This window comes from Lysinibacillus sp. 38-6 (assembly GCF_046245175.1).
In the GTDB taxonomy this organism is placed as follows: Bacteria; Bacillota; Bacilli; order Bacillales_A; family Planococcaceae; genus Lysinibacillus.
Map to the genome: position 1 here is coordinate 348,772 of NZ_CP176417.1, position 21,816 is coordinate 370,587.

A 21,816-nucleotide genomic window follows, 5' to 3' on the forward strand; every position below is an offset into this window, starting at 1 on the left:
TGCATTGGAGGTGAGCGTATGTTTGATTTTATTTCTTTAGATTACAGTCATTTTGTCGCATTTTTAGTAGCTACTTTTATTATCGCAATTGTTCCAGGTCCAGATATGGCATTTATCGTTAGCCGTAGTGTGTCGGAAGGTAAAACGGCAGGCATCGCGACAGCAATTGGTATGCAAGTGGGGGTACTGTTTCATATTCTGCTTGCCGCCTTTGGATTATCAGCTATCTTGCTGAAATCGGCACTTGTTTTTCAAATCGTAAAGTACATAGGTGCGGGCTATTTAATTTATTTAGGTATTCAGACGATACGAGATAAAAAAGGAATCAACATTACCATTCAAAAATCGCAAGGGGGGATTCGCAAAGCATTTTGGCAGGGCGCCATTACGGATATTTTTAATCCGAAAGTCGCTTTGTTTTTCCTGACGTTTCTGCCGCAATTTATTTCGCCCGCTATAGGGAATACATTTTGGCAATTCATCGTCCTCGGCGTCATTTTTGGATGTCTCACTTTAGTCGTGGATGTTGGCTACTCCATTATAGCCAGTTCCATTCGAAATGTTTTAGTGAAAAATAAAACCGCTATGTTATGGCAGAAAATAGTGAGTGGATTTACTTTAATCGGCTTAGGTACTATATTAGCATTGGAAAAAAGAAGTTAACGAATGGTAGATGTATGACTAAATAGAAGTGGAACTAATGCCGTTATCATATGGCATTCTAACACAACTAATACCATTTAGCCTAACTCGAGGAGGGAAATAAAAAACAGTGGGAAATCACGCTTCCCACTGTATAGACCATTTAGTGTGCCGAAAATTTGCGTGATTTTATTTCGCTAACAAAGGTTGAGGCTAAAAGTAATGCACCACCGAGCATTTGAAGCATCGTCATGTGCTCTTGCAAAATAAGGGCCGAAATTAATATCGCGACAAATGGATCAACATAACTTAACATCGCAATACTTTGCCCCTTTAGATTCTCCATACCTGAAAAAAATAACCAAAATCCAATCCCCGTATTAAAAATACCTAAAATAAAAATAAAAGGGATCGACGAACTCGCGACATGAAATATACCAAAACCAGAGGATAAGAAAACATACGGCATAAGCAATAAAGCAGTGATACCAAGTTGGAAAATTGTCAGCTCTAGTTTTTCTATAGCTTTAATAAATTTATTTAATAGCAATAATGCTGCGTAAAATGCTGCGGCAATTAAGCCATAAAAAAGGCCGAGCAGGTCATCTGTTTTAGATGCACTCAAACCGTCACCGACGATGAAAACTAAACCGATTACGGCGACTGTCACACAAGCTATTTTTCTAATGGACAATGGTTCCTTCAGTACAAAGGGAGAAAGTAGCATGACAAACACTGGTGCAAAGTAATAACCAAGTGTTGCGTTAGCAATGCTTGTATGGTCGTAGGATTGGTAAAGGAAAACCCAATTCCCTGCTAATGCAATACTGGAAAAAATTAAAATGGAAGCATTTAACTTTACTAAATGCCATGAAAATTTTTTCTTCATTATAAAGAAAAGGATAGTTAAAAATAAGCAACCTATCAAACTGCTTAGTAAAGCTCTTTCGCTCGAAGTTAGATCAATGTTTCGTACAACTAAACCGATTGTACCGAAAATGACCATAGAGACAATAAACTGAATGTTAGATTTCATTGTTTACTCCTTCGAATCTGCGAAACAGCTTATATCTCGCAGATTCTTAATCTGTTTTGTCTATAAGCATGTTGAGTGATGCCTGTTCAGCTGGAGTAAACGGTGGTGGCGGTGAAGTTGAAAATGGCCCCCATGTGCAGATATTTGTTTTAGTTAATGACATAAAAAATCCCTCCTGTTGATAAAATAGCAATTACCTCATTATACCAAATCTATGCTAAAAAAAATGGATACATGTTGCTCGGCTTACTTGAGAGGAAGGAATTCAGCTATTTACATAGAAGTTAATAAAATACAAAATTAATTGGGGGTGTCGACATCGTTACGATTCGAAATGCTACACATTATGAAGCAGACTTTTTGACTGATATGCTTTATGAATCGATTTATATTTTAGAAAATAAGCCACAAAAGGAAGACTTAATCAATTCGCCAAATCTAAAAAAATACCATGAAGGCTGGGGTAGAAATGGTGATACGGCATTGATTGCGTGGAATGTAAATCATCAACCGGTCGGTGCGGTTTGGTACCGCTTATTTAACGAAAGTCATAAAGGATATGGCTACGTAGATAGTAAAACCCCTGAATTAGGCATAGCAGTGACAGCACAAGCGAGGGGGCAAGGCGTAGGAACGTTGCTGATGGAGAAGATTATTCAACAAGCGACGTGTGATGGATATAAATCCATTTCCTTAAGCGTAGATCTTGAAAATCGTCATGCGATTTATATTTATAGAAAATTAGGTTTTGAAGATTATGAAATATGTGGTACATCGATAACAATGATTTATAGGATAGAGCGATAAGATGACGATCTATTGTAAGCACGCATTACATCAAATAAAAGTTGCAGTAACGACGATAGTTGAGATAATTGATAGATTAGCAGAACATGACTTGCTAAAAAGACCGACCCCAAATAAACATTCTATTGGCGAGTTGTTGGAGCATATTGCTACGATTTGTAAAGCAGATTCACTTATTGCAGATGGAGCATCCCAAGACCGGATGACTGACTATTATACGAGTCTTTCGTTTGAAAATCGATTTCAGATAAAGAAAGCATTGCTGCACAATTATCAATTATTAGAAAAGAAATTTATGAATTATACAGAAGCGGAACTTCAAGAGGAAGTAACTGCTTATTGGGGTATTACATACACACGATATGAATGGTTATTAGAAATGGTTGCTCATATTTATCATCACCGAGGGCAATTACACGCGATGCTTATGCATTGTTACGGAATAGAGTTAAAGGTCGCCTTGTTTGAATAAAAAGCGGAGGGATGAATGTGAAGAAAACGAGACGTTTATTTTATGGGTTTCTGTTGTTTTTAGTAGTGGGTTTTAGCTCTTTTTATCTTGCTGAATCGTTTAACGCGAACTACCGTGAAGTCCGTAACACCTTCATTAGTGAACTCAATGGCAAAGACCTTAGTAGTCGTGATATTCAAAACATCGAACAGACACTACACGCAATAAATGCACAATTTCATACAGATGAGAGCATAGCGATTCATGTGAAAAAAGCCTCCATCGAAGATATACAATATATAAATTTAGATTTTAAAGAGGCGCAACATGTATTTCCGATGAATGCTGACAATCAAGTTACTTTGCTAACGGAACTTTTTTATGTAACAGAAGGATTTCAAGCAGGGCAATATTTTATTGTTCATCGTTATTTCCCAGATTGGTATTATGTATTGCCAATCGCGCTGTTTACTATTAGTGCATTGTTGTTTACATTATGGGCTTTCTTGCAACTTAAGTATATGTCAAAAATATTTAAAGTTCGATTTAACTAAGCGTGAGGTGAAAAAATGTATTGGGAGACGGTTCCTAATTGGGTTTTAATTATTTATTACATATTTATTCTAGTATCTTTGGGCGCTGCACTACTGAATATTATTCGCTTTAGGACTGTTGTTTTGTCGACGGTGACATTGATTCTAGCACTCACTATTCCCATCATTAGTATTATCAACAGTATTGGGCGAGAAATAGGGGTAGACGAGTTCGAGCATTTCATTGCCCAATTACAACAAGGAGCTCCCTGGTCGATTTACGTCCTACTAGGCTACGGTTTTCTCGTTGTTTGGTGGGTTATTTATTTTATACAACGATTTAATAAACGGCGGGGGCGTTCAAGTGGAACATCAAATGGGGATATATGATAATTTTTTCAGTTCCATAAAAGAGGGGAAAAAGACGATAGAAGTCCGGTTGAATGATGAAAAGAGAAGAAAAATCAAAGTCGGCGACACGATAAAGTTTATAAGCCTTCCATCTAAAAACGAAACATTACATGTACAAGTAACGGTATTAAGAAAATACGATACTTTTGAAGCGATGTATAAAGACATTCCTTTTAAAGCATTCGATTGTGAAGGTTGGACAATGAAAGAAATGTTGGACGGTACATATGAAATTTACACACCAGAACAAGAAAAACAATGGGGAACATTAGCCATTACGATACAGCAAAGATAATTCATTGAATGAAAGCAAGAAATCGCCGATAGAATAAGAGAAATCGCCGCAAAAGTCTCTTAAATCGGCGATAGAGAATTAACCACAATCAAAAAAACTCTTCTGAAACGGAAGGATTTTTATGGTAAAATAGAAGAAAATAGCAAGGTGAATGTTGATGGCTGAAAAGATTGTTATAATCATTATTATGATTCCTATCTATGGATTAATTATTTGGTCTTATTTTAATCCTGAAGAAAGTTTAATGTTAGGGAATAAATGGAAGTATAAAGAAGAACCGACCTTTTCCAATGAGCTTATCCGATATACGAAATTTACGTCATTAGTAGCAATGGTTGGACTTCCTCTCGTTGCCATTAGTTTTATCTTTGATATTTACATTCTTAAATTTTCGTTCGTGTTAATCGTACTAGTAGTAATCATTGGGGCACTTAAAATATTTACAGATGAACATCGCGCTTAGAAAATAGAGTTGCCCATGCAGCTCTATTTCTTGCGTTAATAAACGTATTAGCAAATACAAAGGAGGGAATCACTTGGCTGAATTTTATTCCAAACATTTTAATCTTGAACGGGTAAGTGAAGGTATTTATGCTGCCATCGCAAAAGATGGTAGTGGTTCAGTGGGAAATGCTGGTTTCGTTGATTTAGGGGACAAAACTCTTGTATTTGATACGTTTAATACACAACAAGCAGCACAAGATTTACGAAATATAGCTGAGAAAATAACGAACCGACCTGTTACTTGGGTTATTAATAGTCATTTCCATGGCGACCATATGAGAGGGAACCAAGTATTTAAAGATTGTCATATCATATCTAGTCAAATGTCACTGCAACAGATGCAGGAAAACCATCCACAAAGAATAGCTGAACAGCAAGACGATATAGATGGTTTGAAAAATTATATTGAAACACTTTCAAAGCAAAATGAAAGCCTTAACGATAGGCAGAAATTGACTGAAATAAATTTTTTGAAAGAGCTTCTAATCTCACTTCCTGAACTAGAATTAGTGTTGCCACAATGTACGTTCACTAACGAGTTTACTATGTTCGGAACGAAACGGACTGCAAAAGTTATAACACTTGGTGGTGGTCACTCTCCTTGTGATTCTTTTCTTTATATACCAGAAGATAAAATTATTTTTATGGCAGATTTGCTATTTGTCGGTATGCATCCATCTTTTTTCCCGTATTCAAATCCAGTACAATGGACGACTATTTTAGATAAAGTTAGTGACTTACCTATTGAAAAAGCGATCCCAGGTCACGGGTCAATCGGAACAAAAGAAGATATTGGCAAGTTAAAGAACTATATAAAAGAAATGATGGCTTTAGCAAAAGAAACTAGCAATTTAGAAGAAGTTTCGATACCTGAGGACTATAAAGATTGGACGACGATAAATATTGACCCTCGTGCATTGGTTATTCGTAATTTAAAGGTGTTAAAAGATTTATAGTTACAATTTATTGATTAATATTGAAATAGTTCTTAGCGTTAACGGTGTTTTTTCATATAAACAATTTCCCTTAATTACAAGGACTGAAAAATGCTGAAACAATGTAAAAAGAGAAGTGGTTAAGATGATAAAAAATAAAGTCATATTCATTAGTTCCATTGTTATTTTAGGAATATGTATGTCTTTCTATTTCCCGTTTCCTAACAATGTAATGTTAGAAGCACACTCTACATTCATGTCGTTTCCTATTCACAATCAAAATGGATATATAATGCTTGGTATAATTGGTTCTGTAATGTTTATAATGGCAATTATATTGCTTGGTTTAAGCATGAAGAAGTATCATTTCCGAACTATAGTAGTAGTTATAATTGCATATGCAGTTTTACCAAATTTACTCGTTGTAATTTACCAAGAAACATTTGCAAGTGGCATTCTGGCAATCTCGTACGATGGGAATGGCGACTGTAATTTTGAAAGTGTGAGTGAAGATTTATTAACTGGGGAATGTAATCTTGTATTACATAATAGAAGTGATGAAGCTGTGTCATTTGAATTAGAATTTTTAGATTCCTATTTTATGGAGGATGGCGTGCGAATGGAGTCTCTTATGAATATAGCTGGTCCATATCGTATATCAATCGAAGCAAATCGTGAACAATCAATTCATTTAAAGCAATTACTTGATTTATCGGGAGTGCTGAAACATATTGAAGGAGGAAATTCATCTTCTGTTCATATAAAAATAATTGACGGGGAAACCAAACGAATTCTATAGCGCTAAAATTTGGTTTATTTAAAAAAATTGCAAGGTATTGTTACGAGTAAGCGAAAGTTAAAAGGAAATCGCCGATAAAACCTCCTGAATCGCTGATAAAAGACGAGAAATCGCTGATAAGATTACGCGAATCGCTGATAGAAAGTGAGAAATCGCCGATAAAACCACTAGAATCGCCGATACAAGCTTATGAACAAAAAAGATGTGTACAGGATTTCAGTACACATCTTTTCATTTTAAACTGTAAATTTTTTAGTGATTTGATTTAATTGTTCAGATTGGTCAGCTAGCATTTGCGAGCTTTCTAATATTTGTTCCATTAAACTAGCCGTTTCTTCGGTAGAAGCGGTGGTTTGTTCTATGCCGGCAGCTGATTCCTCTGATACGCTTGCAATTTGACGAATGGAAACATTCAGTTGTTCACCTTTGTCCACAAAATGTTCAAGCTCACTAGAGATAAAACCAACTTTCGTTGTCATTCCTTCCACAAGGTCAGCAATCAAATGGAAGGTTTCAGCTGTTTCTTTAATTTGGGATGTTCCGTTTTGAATCGTTTGATAGCCGACTTCTAGTGAAGATGCAACTTCGGCAGATTCTTGCTGGACAGCTTTCACGATGTTCGTAATGTCATTGACACTATATTTTACTTCTTCGGCAAGCTTTCTTACTTCGTCTGCTACGACAGCAAAGCCTTTGCCGTTTTCTCCTGCTCTTGCAGCCTCAATAGCGGCATTAAGCGCCAATAAATTGGTCTGCTCTGAAATATTGGTAATGACCGCGATGATGTCATTGATTTTTGCGGTTTTATAATCTAACTCTCTTACCTTGACGACTGAATCTTCCACTAAATCTTCAATGTCATGCATATTCTTTTCAGAAATAGCCATGAGCTTATTTCCGCTCAATGTAGCCATTTTTACTTTCCCAGTGAGATTTCTTACTGCCTTTCCTTCATTGCTAGAAAGTTTAATTTTTTCAATAAAATCGGCCAGTGTTTCGCCAAGATTTGCACAGTTGTGTGCTTGTTCTTGGGAGCCTGAAGCTAAGGTTTCCATTGTAAGGGCAATTTGTAGGCTTCCTTCTTTCACTTCATTTGCTGAAGTAGAAAGTCCTCGGCTTTGGTTTTTTACATGTTCACTTGCTTCAATAATGCTTGTAATAACATGTTTTAAATGATCATTCATCGTATTGGTCGCTTGAATTAATTGTGCCGTTTCATCTTTAGCTTTTGTCACTAAATTTGTAGATTGTAAGTTTCCATCTGCAATCTGCAACATTCTCGTTACCACTTTTTTAATAGGATTAGAAATGATACGTGCAGTGATCACCGCTAAAATAATTGCGACCAATATGATAATAATGGACATGATTAAACTCGCATTTTTCATGCTTATTCCTGTATCAATGACATCATTTCCCTCATTGAGAATAATGTCTTTTCTTGTGTCTGCGATTTCTTTAAAACCAGCCATTAACTCTCGACCAAGTGGCTGCACTTTTTGTGCCATAATCGATAGCGCTTGTTCTTTATTTCCTTTATCGAACGCTACAAATACTTCATCTGTAATTATTTTTCGCCATTCTACACTTTTTTCTATTAGTTGTTTTGCTTGATCTGAATTGGTTTCTAGCAGCACTTTATTTTGTAATTCTTTACTTTCTTCCGTGTATTGTAGAAAAGATTCTTTGTAGGAAGGATCATCATATAATATGTATCCACGTGCTAATGCAATTCGTTCGGCAATATTAAACGCTAATTCTTCATCAGCAATTAATAGTGGTAAATCTTCTTTTAAAATACCTTCCGTATCTTGATTGAATTTCATGATAGAACTGAAGTTATACACGCATAAAGCTGCAATTAATAAGACGACAATGAAAAAAGCGCCTAATAATTTATGTTTAATGCTTCTCACTAAGTTTCCTCTTTTCTTGATAAAAATGTGTGAATGGATGTTGAATATGACGAGGCACTTAGGTTTATATAGGTAATTTCTGCCACGTGAAATAATTTTATAAAATAATTATTTGTTCGTCAATAAGTTAGTTAGAAAAAAATGTATATTGAAAAAAATAATTCGAAAATTGCAATGAAAATCTTGATTTTCTCAATGTATGGGGCTTTTAAGACTTGCTTTTAACAAATAATAATGTCTCTTTAGGTTAAGGAATAAGTGCTTTCAGTTTAATGGAAAACTATTGTATATATAATTATTTATCTTTATTTCCTGAATTTAGGAATGCATTTGCATATTTATTATGTATTATAGATAATAAGGTAATGTAAAATTTTCCATTGTTAAAATGTGTTCATTATGAAAAAGGAGGTAAGTGTTTTGTTAACTCGTATTCTTGATCAATTTGGCATACAAGTAGAAACTGTTAATGAGGTAGCAGATTCCCATGGTTCTACCGTTTATAAATGTACGTTGCGTCATGGGGAAACTATTTTTGTGAAGATTCCTTATTCAAAATTAAAATGTCAGCGGGAGCTAGAAGCGTATGAAATCTTAAAGGGAAGGGTAGCCATTCCTAATTTGTTAGATTATTGGGCTGGTGATGAGGAGTGCCCTGGTGCATTTTTATTATCTCAATTAAAAGGACAACCATTAACAGCGCAAGCTTCACCAACAGTAGCGTTCCAAGTGGGGGTCCTTCATGCCTCAATGCATGTAGTTCAGCCACCTGATGGGCAACCGTTAGTCGGTATTCAAAATGAATTCCCTAATTGGTCTAGTTTTGTCGAACGGCATTTTTATAGTTTTGCAGAGGATGTAAAAGAGGTTGTGGAACCTAGTTTATTCAAGCAAGCGATTGCGCATTTTGAGAAAATAAAATATCAACTCCCGTCTCCAGATGGACCAAGCTTTATACATATGGATTTTCGTCCTGCCAATATTATTGTTGACGGCCAGAACGTGTCAGGCACCATTGATTTTGAGTCCGTACGATTTGGCTCAACAGAAATGGATTTTACAAAAATTAATCGTGATTTTTTAAGTCTTGATGCAACTTTGAATCAAGCATATCAAGATGGCTATAACAGTATTCGACCATTAATTGATTTAGAAGTGGTGTTGCCTTTTTATCGTTTTACAGATGCATTTAATAGTATTGGATGGTGTAAACGTCGTGGTATCGACCAACACGCTTTATTTTATGAGGAAAATGTCGCGATATTGAGAGATGCATTAAAATGATGGTGTAATTGGCTCTAGGAAGGAATGCTGCTAATGAAAATTAAAAGATTTGATTTGTTAATGGTATTACAACTGTTTTCTGCAATGCTTGGTGTGACGATGGGTATTTACATGAGAATTACAGAAAACTACGATTTACTGCCTTTCATGCTCATCTTTTTAAGTGGAATGCTTATCTTAATGGGCTTACGAGAATATAAAAGATCGAAAAATTTACTTTGGTCTATTTTTATTTTTTGTATTGCATGTTTCATATTATTCAGTGCTGTTCAAGGTATGATAGAAAGGAAGAGTGGTTCGATGCTCTTTAAGCGTGAACATTATCAACTACAAGATAGCTATTTTTTAATAATTGATCCCATGATATACGGTTTGATTGGATTTTTAGGGGTTGTGAGCTTAATTTTAGTTATTGTATTGAAAAGAAGAAGGAAGAAACGATTAAGGAGGATTTGATGGACGGTTATCGCTTTGGTGTATGTGCTTAACACTGTCGATTCTGTTATTCATAACAATATTTTAGTGAAGAGGGAAAGCGAAATGATAATAGTACAAAAAGAACATTTTCAGTTCATTAAAACGAAAGTAACTGAAGCGCCAACGTTTGTCTATAGTATTTTGGATGGCATTATTCAAGGAACTGTTTATGCTGATTCCACTGACTACAATACGTTGCTTATACATACAGATTCAGGACTGCATTATGTAGCAGGTCAACCATCATATAAACAATCTGTTCAGACCATCGTCAACATTTTTGATGTAGCCGTAACACAAGGGCGACGATTTACATTATTTTCTCCTAATGTGGAATGGAATGTAGCGATTGAAAGCTGCATCGCCGAGCAAAATGTAGGGAAAATACATCGTTATGCATTTTCATTTGATGAAATGACGTATAAAAATAGCAAAGGAAATCATGTTAGTGCGTCTCGTGTATCAAAAATTAATAAGATGGATATCCAACATTGTTTGGAGTTTGATAACCATTACTATAATGAATATTGGGGTTCTGTAGACAATTTTATTGCAAAAGGTATCGGGTTTTGTGTGAAAGATGGAGAGCGCATTATTAGCGAAGCCGTATCCATTTTTAAATCTATGAAGTATGCTGAAATAGATATTATCACTGACGCTCATTATCGAGGGCAAGGGTTAGCAAGTATCGTTGCTGAACAATTTATAGATGATTGCCTTGCCAAACAGATTCAACCTCGTTGGGATTGTGATATTGATAATCACGCTTCAATTAAATTAGGGAAAAACTTAGGTTTTACGAATCCACAACAATATGCCGTTTATTTTAAAAAGTCGAATGGTTAACAGACATTGTTAAACGCATTGATCTTCACCAATTGACACATTTAGTGTTTCGTGGTCATACAATAGTTTGAGGTGAATAAATTGCCGAGAGTAAAATACCGCGATGCAGATATTGATTTAATGGCAAGGATGATGAGGGCAGAGGCAGAAGGTGAAGGCAAACAAGGGATGCTGTACGTTGGTAATGTTATTGTCAACCGACTAGTATCCAATTGTTTAGACTTTAAAGATTTACGGTCAATTGAAGATGTTATATACCAAGTACAAGGTGGAAATTATTCATTTGAAGCTGTACAAAAAGGCAATATGTTTTATCAAAGAGCAAGAGAAACGGAAAAAAGATTGGCCAAACAAAATTTAGACTATTGGCGAGAGCATCCAGGGAAATATGCACTTTGGTACTTTAATCCATATGCTCCATGCCCACCGACATGGTACGGTCAACCATTCGCTGGTCAATTTAAAAATCACTGTTTTTATGAGCCAGCACCTGATACATGTGATGGGGTTTATACAGGCTAGCTAATCAATTTCGGTAAGGAGCTTGCGATAAGCTCCTTTTTTTATGCAATCAATGGTGCAAAAAAGGGAGAGTGAACGATGATCACTATTAAATGTGGAAATTGTTACAAGGAGATAATGAATCGGGCAAAGAGTATTTATAGTCCTGAAGTAGATGAATTTTATTGCAATTTACGATGCGAAAAAAAACATTTAGAATACTTGGACAGTAAATTGCCTGAAGTAGTGCTAGACAGTACAGGACAATATTATTGGCATTTTCCTATGTAAGTGTGTTCTTAGTGTAGAATGTGGAATTATTTACAAATATTATGTATGATAATGGTGAGTAAATCTATCATAGGTGAGGAGGAAGGCAATGAAATTTTTCCAAACAATATTTGTGTTTATAAATCTAGTGTTCTTTACTGGTGTCATTGCTTTAACTTTGTCACTCAATGGCGCGTTCTATTATTTAAATCTACTTTTTGTTATCGCGATTAGTTTATTTCTACTTTTTGTCTGTTTAATTTTTGATTTGTTTAAGACGAAGAAGCGGAAAGTATGGTTTGCATCAATTGTCGGTGTGGCTCTCCTACTCACTTCTATTGCACCACTCCAGCACCATTATAAAATGAGTATCGCCACTGTAGATGCTGAAATCGAGGTCTCAACCTATCAGCCATTTACGGCACAAAATAAAGTTGTGAAGAACAATAAAAAAGCTTCATTACAATTGGAAGAGCCGCTACCACGTCTTGATGGGGCAACAGCCATGTATCCTTTATATGCAGCATTTGTGGAAGCGACCTATCCTAAAAAAGACTATTATTATGCTAATAGTGAAGTTAAAGTAAGCCGCACACCTGAGGCTTACCAAAATTTAATTGAAGGTGATGTCGATATTATTTTTGCTGCTGCACCATCTGATTCCCAAGTAAAGTATGCGGAGATTAATGGGCTCACATTTGACATGACACCGATTGGACGAGAGGCATTTGTCTTTTTTGTGCATCATAAAAATCGTGTAGAAAATTTATCTCTGGAACAAGTGAAGCAAATATACGCTGGTGAAATTACAAACTGGCGGGATGTAGGTGGGGATAATGATACGATTCGTGCGTTCCAACGACCAGCTGATAGTGGTAGTCAGTCGACATTAGAAAAACTGATGGGCGATACACCAATCATGGAGGCTCCGGCTGAAGATGTAGCATCTGGTATGGGTGGAATCATTCATGAGGTTTCACAATATCGCAATTATAAAAATGCTATCGGTTATACATTTAGGTATTATTCAACAGAAATGGTCGGTAATAAGGAAATTCAGTTACTTTCCATCGATGGTATTGAACCGACAAAGGAAAATATACGTAATGGTACATATCCACTAACATCCGAGTTTTATGCAGTGACTACTGGAACGGAAAATCCAAATGTACAAAAGTTTATTGATTGGATTGTATCACCTGAAGGGCAAGCATTAGTTGAAAAAGTAGGCTATGTACCAGTGGAAAATTTTTAAGTGATTTGCTATACTAAAATGACAATTAGATATGATAGTTTTCTAGGGTTCCGTAGCATTCGCTAGTCTGGTCCGAGAGAAAACCACAAAATGTATTTTGTGACACGGAAGGATAAAAGCCTGGGAGATACTGTTGATAACAGTGTTTCTTTAGGCTTTTTTTATGTGCCTTCAAGGGAGAGTACTAGAATGCTTAGCGCGCTAGAATAGTCATGTTTAGAAAGAATTGGAGGAATTACAGATGAACAAACAATGGATCAGTGTCTTTGTAGCCGCTTTTTTTGAAGTGGGTTGGGTAATTGGCTTAAAGCATGCCAATAGTGTACTGGAATGGTTGGGGACAGCTGTTGCCATCTTTATTAGTTTTTATTTATTAATTAAGGCAGGTGAGCATTTACCAGTTGGTACGGTCTATGCAGTGTTTGTAGGATTGGGGACTGCTGGTACGGTATGTGCGGATAGCCTGTTGTTTGGAGAGCCATGGAAGCTAGCTAAAATAGTATGTATCATTGTTTTACTTGCAGGCGTTGTCGGCTTAAAGCTTGTGACAGGTGAGCCAAAGGATAAAGAGGTGAAAGCATAATGGCATGGGTGGCATTAGTAATTGCAGGGCTTTGTGAAATGATGGGTGTTTTTATGATTAGCAAATATAACGAGGTAAAAAGCGTCAAAAATTTAGTATTATTAATTGTTGTCTTTACCGTTAGTTTTTTAGGCCTTGCCTATGCGATGGAAACATTGCCTATGGGAACAGCCTATGCGATTTGGACAGGTATAGGTGCAGCCGGAGGAGCACTTTTAGGTATGTTATTTTTCAATGAATCAAAAGATTGGCGCCGAGTTGTTTGTATTGTGCTCGTTTTAGGAGCCGCCATCTGCTTAAAATTGTTATCATAGTGTCAGGCACTCAAACAATTCTGAAAATAATTTATGTATAATGAAGTAAAAATCCACGAAGTTTCTTGCGGGGACGCATGCAATGTCAGGCGCAACAAACCTTGTTATTGCAAAGGTTACGCCTAATATTGTGCCCACGAAAGCAACGTGGATTTTTACTAAAATGAAAGCCTATATTTTACTTAGTAGACATAATAAGTGCCAGGCACTCAAACAATTATTGTTTTTTTACATCTTTTGTCCATTCAGCAACTTTATCTGGATTATTTTTAATCCATTCTTTTGCTGCATCTTTTGGATCATCACCGTTTAAAATATCGAGCATAACAGCTTCTAAATCTTCTGATGTCCAATGGAAGTTATCTAATACGGAATATACATCTGGTTGATCTTCTTTTAACCCTTTACGAACAAAGGTATTAATCGTTTCTTCGCCGCCATAAACACCTTTCGGATCATCTAAATATTTCAAATCGTATTTTGCGAATTTCCAGTGTGGAGACCAGCCTGTAACGATAATTTCTTCTTTATTTTTAATAGCTTTTGAAAGTGCCGTTGTCATTGCTCCTGAAGAAGAGGTCACGAGATTCCAATCAGCAAGATTATCATATTCTTCTTGCGCCTTTTCAGTTGCTGCCGTAATACCTGCGCCAGGTTCAATACCTGTAATCGTATGATCTGCTTCATTTGTTAAATCTTCAATTGAATTGACATCCATGTAACTTGGTACAACTAAGCCAATTTTCGCACCAGCAAGGTTCTCACCTAGCTCATCTAAATCACTTTTATATTTTTCGTATTGTGAAGCATGTGTATGTGGAAGCCAAGCAGCGACCATGCCATCAGCTTCACCTTTTGACACAGCTTCCCACATAATCGCGTTATCAAGCGGTGTTAACGTCACGTCGTACCCTAAGTCTTCTAAAACTTGACCGACTACATTCGTTGAAGCGATTTCTGTATCCCATTCAACATAAGCTAAATTTACTTCTTTTGAATCTTCCTTTTTAGATGAATCGCCGTCGCTACAAGCAGCTAGTAGAAATCCTAGCCCTAAAGCCATCCCTAATCGTGATAATGTTTTCAGTTTCATCGAATCTTCCTTTCTTCCTTCATGATTTAGCATTCTAGCAATATACTCATATAACTAAAATGCTGTATTATTGCGCTTTTTTTCGATTAAAGCTTTGAGTTAAGCGATCGATAATAATCGCGAAAATCACAAGTCCTAAACCTGCAACGAAACCATTACCAACTTGTGTTCGTTGCAATGCGGTTAACACTTCACGACCAAGACCTGGTGCCCCAATCATCGAAGCGATAACGACCATCGATAGTGATAGCATGACCGTTTGGTTAATGCCGGCCATAATAGTCGATTTAGCTAATGGAATTTCAACCTTAAATAATTTTTGCCCTGCTGTACTGCCGTATGAATCAGCAGCTTCCACTAATTCTTTTGGTACTTGTCGAATCCCTAAATTCGTCATACGGACTGTCGGAGGTAATGCAAAAATAACGGATGCGAATACACCTGGTACAATACCGATGCCGAAAAAGGCAACTGCCGGAATTAAGTAAACGAAACCAGGCATCGTTTGCATGAAATCAAGAATCGGTTTAATAATACTTTCCGCAACACTTGACTTGGACATTAAAATGCCGAGAGGGATACCAATGATGATAGAAATAATACTTGAAAATAACACGAGCGTTGTTGTTTCCATCAGATGATCCCATAGGCCTTGGTTATAAATGAATAAAAGACCTATTAGTGTAAAGCTGGCTAGCCCCAGTTTTTTGCCTACAGCGAAAAACGCTAAAATCACGACAAGTAAAATGAGAATAATCGCCGGAATGCTAATTAATAAATCAGTGACCTGGTTCATGAGTAGTTTTCCGTATTGTTGAATGACATCGAAGAATGATGAAAAATTACTCGTCAACCAGTCCATAGCTGATTCTACCCATGGGGCAAGTGGTAAGGTTGGAATATTGTCTAAAAAGTTATTCATGTGTTACGTCCTCCTCTGTGAATGTTGAAAGGGCTTCGATAACAACACCACGGATAAGAACACCAAGTAAGCGTTCATCTTTCACAACTGCAATAGGTGTAGGGGAATTATGAATTAAACCTAAAATATCCTGTAAAAGCATATCTGGTGGAACGGTTAACATTTCGGATTGAACAATCGCATGTACCGTTTGTTCCTGTCTTTTAGCAGCCGCTAGTGCATCATCGGCAGTTATATAGCCTTTCAAATGTCGATTTTTATCAACGGCTATTAGTAAACTAACAGCTTCTTGGCGCATTCTTTTCAGCGCTACGGTTGGTCCATCAAGATCGACGTTAACATATACAGGTCGAACCATGACATTTTCAGCTGTTAACACTTTAGAGCGATCGACATCTTCAACGAATGTTTTGACGTAATCGTTAGCTGGATTCGTTAAAATTTCTTCACCAGTTCCGATTTGAATAATAGAACCATCTTTCATAATGGCGATACGATCACCAATGCGCAGTGCCTCATTTAAATCATGTGTGATAAATAAAATTGTTTTTTTCAACGTACGCTGTAAATCTAGTAATTCATCTTGCATTTCTTTCCGAATTAAAGGGTCAAGAGCGGAAAATGCTTCATCCATCAATAAAATTTCTGGATCATTTGCGAGTGCTCGTGCTAAGCCTACACGTTGTTGCATCCCGCCTGATAGTTGGTTAGGGTATTGATCTTTATAGGCAAGTAAGCCTGCATTTGCAAGAGCTTGTTCGGCTTTTGCTTTGCGCTCTTCTTTTGAAACGCCTCGTACTTCAAGGCCATATTCGGTGTTTTGAAGAAGTGTACGGTGAGGGAATAAACCGAAGTTTTGGAAAACCATACTCATTTTACTTCGTCGTGCGGTTCGTAAGCTGTCTTTCCCCATTTTCGAAATATTTTCTCCATCGATATAAATATTGCCGCTTGTAGGTTCGATAAGTCGATTTAACAGTCGTATCAACGTGGATTTACCACTTCCTGATAGACCCATAATGACGAAAATTTCACCTTCATTGACGGTAAAGCTCGCATCATATACACCTACTGTTGCACCTGTTTCTTTTAAAATATCTGTCTTGCTTTTTTGTTGCTTAACGAGTTCTAAAGCTTGAGGTATATGTTTACCAAATACTTTAGACACATGTTCTACTTTTATTTTTTCCATAGAACCACTCCTTTCGTAGACTAATCCCACTGAATTAAATAGTGAGATCTGCATCTCAAATAGTGGGGTAGAAGTTACTTAATAAAACGAACAAAGACTTTCTATATGACAAATGTTTCGTTTTCATTACACTATTCGAGGATAATATAACCAAAAATAAACAAGTAACAACTTAACTCTAACAAAGGGTTGTTACTTTTGTCAAATCGCTAAATGAGAAAAAATCCGCATAAACGCTGTTATATCAGCGCTTATGCGGATTTTAATTTGGATATAAAAAACTTTGAACGCGGCCTAAACTTTCGTCATTGCCGATAAAATAAATAATATCTCCCTCTTCAAATGAAGCGTATGGTCCAGGTGACAGTAATAATTCATTGCCCCGACGAATACCAACGATTGTGCTCGATGTATTTTGCCAAAAATTCAATGCTTGTAATGTTTGGTGAATACATGGACTTTCTGCAGTCATTTCTATTTGATATGGAATAAAAGGATTCACAGAACGGAAATGCTCCGTGCGACTTATCAATTGTTTCGCTTTGTCTTGTAAATGTAACAATTCATGTTGTTGCTTTTGAATGCTTATTAACAGCTCATTTTGTAGCTCATGAACAGATTGAACATCTTGGAATTGTCGGACAAAGCGTGCCGCCATCTCATACGACTTAATGATGACACCACTGCCTTTAGATGCCTCTACAATTTCGAGATCTTGCAAAACGGCTATCGCTCTTCTTGCCGTTTCAGCCGATACATTGTATTGGCTAGCTAATGAAGATCGTGCGTAAATTTTATCACCAATTTGATATTTCTTTTCTACAATTTTTGAGGCGAGATCTACCGCAATTTGCTGGTATTTGGGCTGCTTTACTTGAACATTTTTTTCTAAGTTCATGCTTTAACTTCCTTTCGTCATAACAAACCTACCTTCGCTTATTATAGACTAGCCTGCACAGAAAAAATAGCATCTCCATAAGCTATTAGTATATGTTTTAAGCATCATTTAACAGCTTTTTATGGAGATATGATATTTTAGTAAAAAAGAGCTGTTGTTTGACAGTTTGGGGTTATTATTATAAACTAAGTTACGTTAAGTAAGTTATATAAATAGAAGTGTTTAATTAGAAATTTTTACAATATATGTTTAGCATAGAAAGTTGGCGATAATGATGACAATTACTACTAAAGTAGTGGATATAGTGAAGGACAAAATGACCATTGTAAAGCATTCAGAAGCAGAAAATATTTGTCTAGTAGGTCCGGTAAAATTACCTATTAAACAAGGTGACTTTTCTGCGACATTTCAATGGTACAACTGGTTAAAAGTTGATAGTAATCTATCGAAAGAAGAAATTATTGATGGCTTAGCAACGGCAAATTTAGCATTTGCTCAGCAATCTTCCGTTCTTGTCTACGGGGATTTTGCCAATGAAGAAGATGTGTTAATCCGCATGCACAGCATCTGTCATACAGGCGATATTTTTGGTAGCCAACGTTGTGACTGTGGCTATCAATTACACGAATCGATGAAAATGATTGTAGAGCATGGTTGCGGTGCAATCTTCTATTTAGCAGATCATGAAGGACGCGGCATCGGCTTATTCTCTAAATCTCTTGCCTACTTATTACAGGAAGAAGGGTTAGATACGGTAGAAGCGAACCATGCACTTGGTTTCCAAGATGACACGCGCTCTTATGAAGAGGCGATAACTGTGTTAACAGCTCTTCGTTCAAAGCCTGTAACACTTATTACAAACAATCCAAAAAAACTAGCTGCCCTACAGATGCACGGTTTAACGGCAGATGGACATATCCCGCTATGGGGAGGAGTAACCGAGACAAATCGCTTTTATTTAGATACAAAAGTAGAAAAATCTGGTCATATCCGTGACATCAAGTAAGTGGAGGACATAAAGATGACGACAGATGAAAAATATATGCAATTAGCATTAGATTTAGCAGCCAGTGCAAGGGGGAACACGAACCCGAATCCTCTTGTAGGAGCTGTTATTGTAAAAGATGGTGTGATTGTCGGCACTGGCTTGCATCGTAAAGCGGGAGAACCTCATGCGGAAGTGCATGCCTTTCGTATGGCAGGCGAGCATGCAAAGGGTGCGACTTTGTATGTCACACTTGAGCCATGTTCACATTACGGTAAAACGCCACCTTGTGCTAATTTAGTCAAAGAATCAGCAGTGAGTCGAGTGGTCGTAGCGATGCAAGACCCGAACCCCGCTGTCGCGGGCAAAGGTATCCAGTTACTTCGTGATGCAGGTATTGAGGTGGAAGTAGGTGTACTCGAAGAACAGTCGCGACGGTTAAACGAACGCTTTATTCACAATATGCTAACAAAGCGACCATTTGTTATTTCCAAATATGCCATGACGTTGGATGGCAAAATTGCTACACATACGGGGCATTCCAAATGGATAACTGGTGCAGCAGCGCGAGAAGATGTACACCATATTCGTCATGAAGTGGATGCCATATTAGTTGGTGTTGGCACAGTGATTGCGGATAATCCATCATTAACGACGAGACTAAACGATCGCAACGGCAAAAATCCTATACGTATTATTATGGATAGCTCCCTCCGTACGCCGTTACAGGCCAATGTTTTAAATGTGGAAGAAGCGCAAACCATTATTGTTTGTAGCGAGGAAGTCACACAAGAGCAAATCGACGTTTTTGAGGCGCAAGGTGTCACTGTCCTACCTGTCCGCAGAAATAGTGAAGGTTTGCATATTGATGAGATGTTAGAAAAGCTGTATTTGTTAGGTATTACAGATATTTTAGTTGAGGGTGGTAGTGCGATTAATGCCTCTTTTTTACAAAGTGCTGCCATCGATAAGTATGTTATATATGTAGCGCCTAAGATTTTAGGTGGTCGACTATCATTCACACCAATTGCCGGCTACAATGCGGATTCAATGGATGAAGCTTGGGATGTTGAATTTGATTCATTTAATCAGATAGGGCAAGATTTACGCATTATCGCTTATCCGAAAAAAGGTGAAAGTAAGTGAATTATCAAGCGGATGTTTGTATCGTAGGGGCTGGACCGAGTGGCGCGCTACTTGCCCATTTACTAGTGAAAAAAGGGCTGTCCGTTATACTGTTGGAACAAAGCGCAGCACTTGGGCAGTCTTTCCGCGGGGAGCATTTAAATGAAGAGGGCGAGTCCGTTCTCAAAAAGCATCATCTTTTTGAAGCGGTAGAAGCGCTTGGTTTATTACGAATGGAAAAACTAGAGTATTATGCACATGGTGAGGCTTTCAAAACGATTATCCCCGACGCAACAGTAGGCCATTTAGGTATTCACGTGCCACAAGCCCATTTGCTTAAGGGCATTCTCCAACAAACAACAAACTTTGCTCATTTTAAATGCTTCCTTCATACAAAAGTGACAACGCTTATGACAGATAGTACAGGACGATATGTTGGCGTTATCGCGACAAAAGACGAACAGACTATTGCAATTAAGAGCCAGCTTATAATAGGAGCTGATGGCCGATATTCAACAATTCGTAAACGAGCAAATATTGAGATTCACAAGCACAAGCATGGCTTTGATTTGCTATGGGCTAAAATTCCCGCACCTCAAGGTTGGGAGCCATCTATTAAAATGGCGTTAATAGATAATAAGCAATTGTCACTATTCTCTCAAACCGGGGGCTATATTCAAATCGGTTGGAATATTGAACAGGGAAAATTTCCAGAGCTTAGAAAGCAAGCATTTACACCGTTTATTAAGCAGCTTATAGAAGCCTTTCCTGAGTTGGAGGACACTGTTACGAATCATATTCGTTCATGGCAAGATTTCGTTTTACTTGATGTCTTTAGTAGCCATTGTGATTGTTGGGGCACAGAAGGACTTGTATTGTTAGGAGATGCGGTGCACACTATGACTCCTACTGGCGCATTCGGCTTAAATAGCGCGTTAAAAGATGCAGATTGTCTCGCATCCTTACTAAATACGGATGCTATTACACAATTTAATGTGCAAGAGTTTCAACAAATGCGCGCGCAAGCGATTGAAGATGTATTGACGCAGCAAATTGAAAAAGAACAAAATTTTGCCTCTCACTTCATCGATAGGGCATCTTGAAAGGAAGAAACAACAGATGAAATTTGGCTTTGATATAGATGACACGCTCATTAATTTACGTGCCCATGCCTTTTCACTTTATAATAAAAAACTAGGTAAAAATATTACGATCGAAACGTTTCATGCATTGGATAGAGTTGAGATTCACGAACCATTTGGCCTTACGGACGCTGAAGGCTCTGCCATGTGGAATAGTTCTTTAGATGAAATCTACTTTACGGATTGTCCTATTTTCGAAGCGGCCCTTGAAACATTGCAAGCATTACATCAGCAAGGACATGAAATTTTTTATATTACGTCTCGTCCTAAACAATATTGTCAACAAACACAACAATGGATGAAGGCGCAAGGGTTTCCTGTTGAAGAGGGACATTTCTTTTGCGGTATGCAAGATGCCGAGAAAGTAGCCATTATTAAGGAACTTGCATTAGATGTTTATGTAGATGATAAACCGGCAGTCCTAGAAACGCTACAAGGTATTAACACGAAAGTGATACTAAAACATCAATCGTATAATCAGCATGTAGTATTGCCACGTTTGCATCATTGGCACGAATTTTTAAGTATAATCAATGACTAAAGAGATTGGTATAACGAGTTTCGTTGTACCAATCTTTTTTTAGGCTGTTTTCTTAAAGT

The 21,816-nt window shown here is 37.1% G+C and carries 25 protein-coding genes and 1 riboswitch; of the genes, 19 read left to right on the forward strand and 6 right to left on the reverse strand.

Annotated elements, in window-relative coordinates; all coding sequences use genetic code 11:
- Positions 1 to 18 precede the first annotated feature (18 nt).
- Positions 19 to 663 carry a LysE family translocator gene (locus ACKVEV_RS01845; RefSeq protein ID WP_409368696.1) on the forward strand — a complete coding sequence of 215 codons (645 nt, stop codon included), beginning with the start codon at positions 19 to 21 and terminating at the stop codon, positions 661 to 663.
- A gap of 142 nt (positions 664 to 805) precedes the next feature.
- On the opposite strand, the gene ACKVEV_RS01850 is transcribed toward ACKVEV_RS01845, so the two are convergent.
- Positions 806 to 1,678 carry a DMT family transporter gene (locus tag ACKVEV_RS01850; protein WP_409368697.1) on the reverse strand — a complete coding sequence of 291 codons (873 nt, stop codon included), beginning with the start codon at positions 1,676 to 1,678 and terminating at the stop codon, positions 806 to 808.
- A 369-nt stretch (positions 1,679 to 2,047) separates the two neighbouring features.
- On the opposite strand from ACKVEV_RS01850, the gene ACKVEV_RS01855 reads away from it, so the two are divergent.
- From ACKVEV_RS01855 to ACKVEV_RS01885, 7 genes are all read left to right on the forward strand, one after another.
- The gene (locus tag ACKVEV_RS01855; protein ID WP_409370479.1) at positions 2,048 to 2,485 is read left to right on the forward strand and encodes a GNAT family N-acetyltransferase; all 438 of its coding nucleotides are present in this window, start codon (positions 2,048 to 2,050) and stop codon (positions 2,483 to 2,485) included.
- A gap of 1 nt (position 2,486) precedes the next feature.
- Positions 2,487 to 2,957: a DinB family protein gene (locus ACKVEV_RS01860; RefSeq protein ID WP_409368698.1), complete on the forward strand. Its 471-nt coding sequence runs from the start codon at positions 2,487 to 2,489 to the stop codon at positions 2,955 to 2,957.
- A gap of 17 nt (positions 2,958 to 2,974) precedes the next feature.
- Complete coding sequence (locus tag ACKVEV_RS01865) at positions 2,975 to 3,490, forward strand: hypothetical protein (protein WP_409368699.1); 516 nt, start codon at positions 2,975 to 2,977, stop codon at positions 3,488 to 3,490.
- Positions 3,491 to 3,833: 343 nt separating this feature from the next.
- On the forward strand, positions 3,834 to 4,175 hold the full coding sequence (locus ACKVEV_RS01870; protein ID WP_409368700.1) for an ASCH domain-containing protein: 342 nt from the start codon (positions 3,834 to 3,836) through the stop codon (positions 4,173 to 4,175).
- Between the two features lie 157 nt (positions 4,176 to 4,332).
- The gene (locus ACKVEV_RS01875) at positions 4,333 to 4,638 is read left to right on the forward strand and encodes a hypothetical protein (RefSeq protein ID WP_409368701.1); all 306 of its coding nucleotides are present in this window, start codon (positions 4,333 to 4,335) and stop codon (positions 4,636 to 4,638) included.
- A gap of 73 nt (positions 4,639 to 4,711) precedes the next feature.
- Positions 4,712 to 5,635, forward strand: coding sequence for an MBL fold metallo-hydrolase (locus tag ACKVEV_RS01880; protein ID WP_409368702.1), 924 nt, complete (start codon positions 4,712 to 4,714; stop codon positions 5,633 to 5,635).
- Positions 5,636 to 5,759: 124 nt separating this feature from the next.
- Positions 5,760 to 6,413, forward strand: a complete 654-nt coding sequence (locus ACKVEV_RS01885; RefSeq protein ID WP_409368703.1) for a hypothetical protein — start codon at positions 5,760 to 5,762, stop codon at positions 6,411 to 6,413.
- Positions 6,414 to 6,649: 236 nt separating this feature from the next.
- On the opposite strand, the gene ACKVEV_RS01890 is transcribed toward ACKVEV_RS01885, so the two are convergent.
- Entirely contained in the window at positions 6,650 to 8,329 is a 1,680-nt protein-coding gene (locus tag ACKVEV_RS01890) for a methyl-accepting chemotaxis protein (protein ID WP_409368704.1), read from the reverse strand.
- A 420-nt stretch (positions 8,330 to 8,749) separates the two neighbouring features.
- Between ACKVEV_RS01890 and ACKVEV_RS01895 the strand changes: the two genes are divergently transcribed.
- From ACKVEV_RS01895 to ACKVEV_RS01925, 7 genes are all read left to right on the forward strand, one after another.
- Entirely contained in the window at positions 8,750 to 9,613 is an 864-nt protein-coding gene (locus ACKVEV_RS01895; RefSeq protein WP_409368705.1) for a phosphotransferase family protein, read from the forward strand.
- Positions 9,614 to 9,646: 33 nt separating this feature from the next.
- The gene (locus tag ACKVEV_RS01900) at positions 9,647 to 10,069 is read left to right on the forward strand and encodes a DUF3953 domain-containing protein (RefSeq protein WP_409368706.1); all 423 of its coding nucleotides are present in this window, start codon (positions 9,647 to 9,649) and stop codon (positions 10,067 to 10,069) included.
- 84 nt (positions 10,070 to 10,153) lie between these two features.
- Entirely contained in the window at positions 10,154 to 10,936 is a 783-nt protein-coding gene (locus ACKVEV_RS01905) for a GNAT family N-acetyltransferase (protein WP_409368707.1), read from the forward strand.
- A gap of 81 nt (positions 10,937 to 11,017) precedes the next feature.
- Positions 11,018 to 11,458: a cell wall hydrolase gene (locus ACKVEV_RS01910; RefSeq protein ID WP_409368708.1), complete on the forward strand. Its 441-nt coding sequence runs from the start codon at positions 11,018 to 11,020 to the stop codon at positions 11,456 to 11,458.
- Between the two features lie 358 nt (positions 11,459 to 11,816).
- Positions 11,817 to 12,962: a substrate-binding domain-containing protein gene (locus ACKVEV_RS01915; RefSeq protein WP_409368709.1), complete on the forward strand. Its 1,146-nt coding sequence runs from the start codon at positions 11,817 to 11,819 to the stop codon at positions 12,960 to 12,962.
- Between the two features lie 31 nt (positions 12,963 to 12,993).
- Positions 12,994 to 13,091, forward strand: a riboswitch (guanidine-I (ykkC/yxkD leader).
- 112 nt (positions 13,092 to 13,203) lie between these two features.
- Positions 13,204 to 13,545: a DMT family transporter gene (locus tag ACKVEV_RS01920; RefSeq protein WP_409368710.1), complete on the forward strand. Its 342-nt coding sequence runs from the start codon at positions 13,204 to 13,206 to the stop codon at positions 13,543 to 13,545.
- The gene (locus ACKVEV_RS01925; RefSeq protein ID WP_409368711.1) at positions 13,545 to 13,859 is read left to right on the forward strand and encodes a DMT family transporter; all 315 of its coding nucleotides are present in this window, start codon (positions 13,545 to 13,547) and stop codon (positions 13,857 to 13,859) included. The genes ACKVEV_RS01920 and ACKVEV_RS01925 overlap by 1 nt, the downstream gene beginning before the upstream one ends.
- A 217-nt stretch (positions 13,860 to 14,076) precedes the next feature.
- Here the strand turns inward: ACKVEV_RS01925 and ACKVEV_RS01930 are convergent, their stop codons facing one another.
- From ACKVEV_RS01930 to ACKVEV_RS01945, 4 genes are all read right to left on the reverse strand, one after another.
- Positions 14,077 to 14,952: a glycine betaine ABC transporter substrate-binding protein gene (locus ACKVEV_RS01930; protein ID WP_409368712.1), complete on the reverse strand. Its 876-nt coding sequence runs from the start codon at positions 14,950 to 14,952 to the stop codon at positions 14,077 to 14,079.
- Between the two features lie 67 nt (positions 14,953 to 15,019).
- Positions 15,020 to 15,874 (reverse strand): ABC transporter permease, encoded by an 855-nt coding sequence (locus ACKVEV_RS01935; protein WP_409368713.1) that lies wholly within the window; start codon positions 15,872 to 15,874, stop codon positions 15,020 to 15,022.
- Entirely contained in the window at positions 15,867 to 17,066 is a 1,200-nt protein-coding gene (locus ACKVEV_RS01940; RefSeq protein WP_409368714.1) for a glycine betaine/L-proline ABC transporter ATP-binding protein, read from the reverse strand. Before ACKVEV_RS01940 ends, ACKVEV_RS01935 begins: the two co-directional genes overlap by 8 nt.
- Positions 17,067 to 17,328: 262 nt before the next feature.
- A complete protein-coding gene (locus ACKVEV_RS01945; RefSeq protein ID WP_409368715.1) occupies positions 17,329 to 17,964 on the reverse strand; it encodes a TrkA C-terminal domain-containing protein in 636 nt (211 codons plus the stop codon).
- 274 nt (positions 17,965 to 18,238) lie between these two features.
- On the opposite strand from ACKVEV_RS01945, the gene ACKVEV_RS01950 reads away from it, so the two are divergent.
- From ACKVEV_RS01950 to ACKVEV_RS01965, 4 genes are read left to right on the forward strand one after another with little or no spacing between them, the layout of a single operon-like run.
- Positions 18,239 to 18,970, forward strand: a complete 732-nt coding sequence (locus ACKVEV_RS01950) for a GTP cyclohydrolase II (RefSeq protein WP_409370480.1) — start codon at positions 18,239 to 18,241, stop codon at positions 18,968 to 18,970.
- A gap of 15 nt (positions 18,971 to 18,985) precedes the next feature.
- Positions 18,986 to 20,095 carry a bifunctional diaminohydroxyphosphoribosylaminopyrimidine deaminase/5-amino-6-(5-phosphoribosylamino)uracil reductase RibD gene (gene ribD / locus ACKVEV_RS01955; RefSeq protein ID WP_409368716.1) on the forward strand — a complete coding sequence of 370 codons (1,110 nt, stop codon included), beginning with the start codon at positions 18,986 to 18,988 and terminating at the stop codon, positions 20,093 to 20,095.
- Positions 20,092 to 21,177, forward strand: coding sequence for an FAD-dependent monooxygenase (locus tag ACKVEV_RS01960; RefSeq protein ID WP_409368717.1), 1,086 nt, complete (start codon positions 20,092 to 20,094; stop codon positions 21,175 to 21,177). The genes ribD and ACKVEV_RS01960 overlap by 4 nt, the downstream gene beginning before the upstream one ends.
- Before the next feature lie 16 nt (positions 21,178 to 21,193).
- Entirely contained in the window at positions 21,194 to 21,757 is a 564-nt protein-coding gene (locus ACKVEV_RS01965) for a 5' nucleotidase, NT5C type (protein WP_409368718.1), read from the forward strand.
- The last annotated feature ends 59 nt before the right edge of the window (positions 21,758 to 21,816 follow it).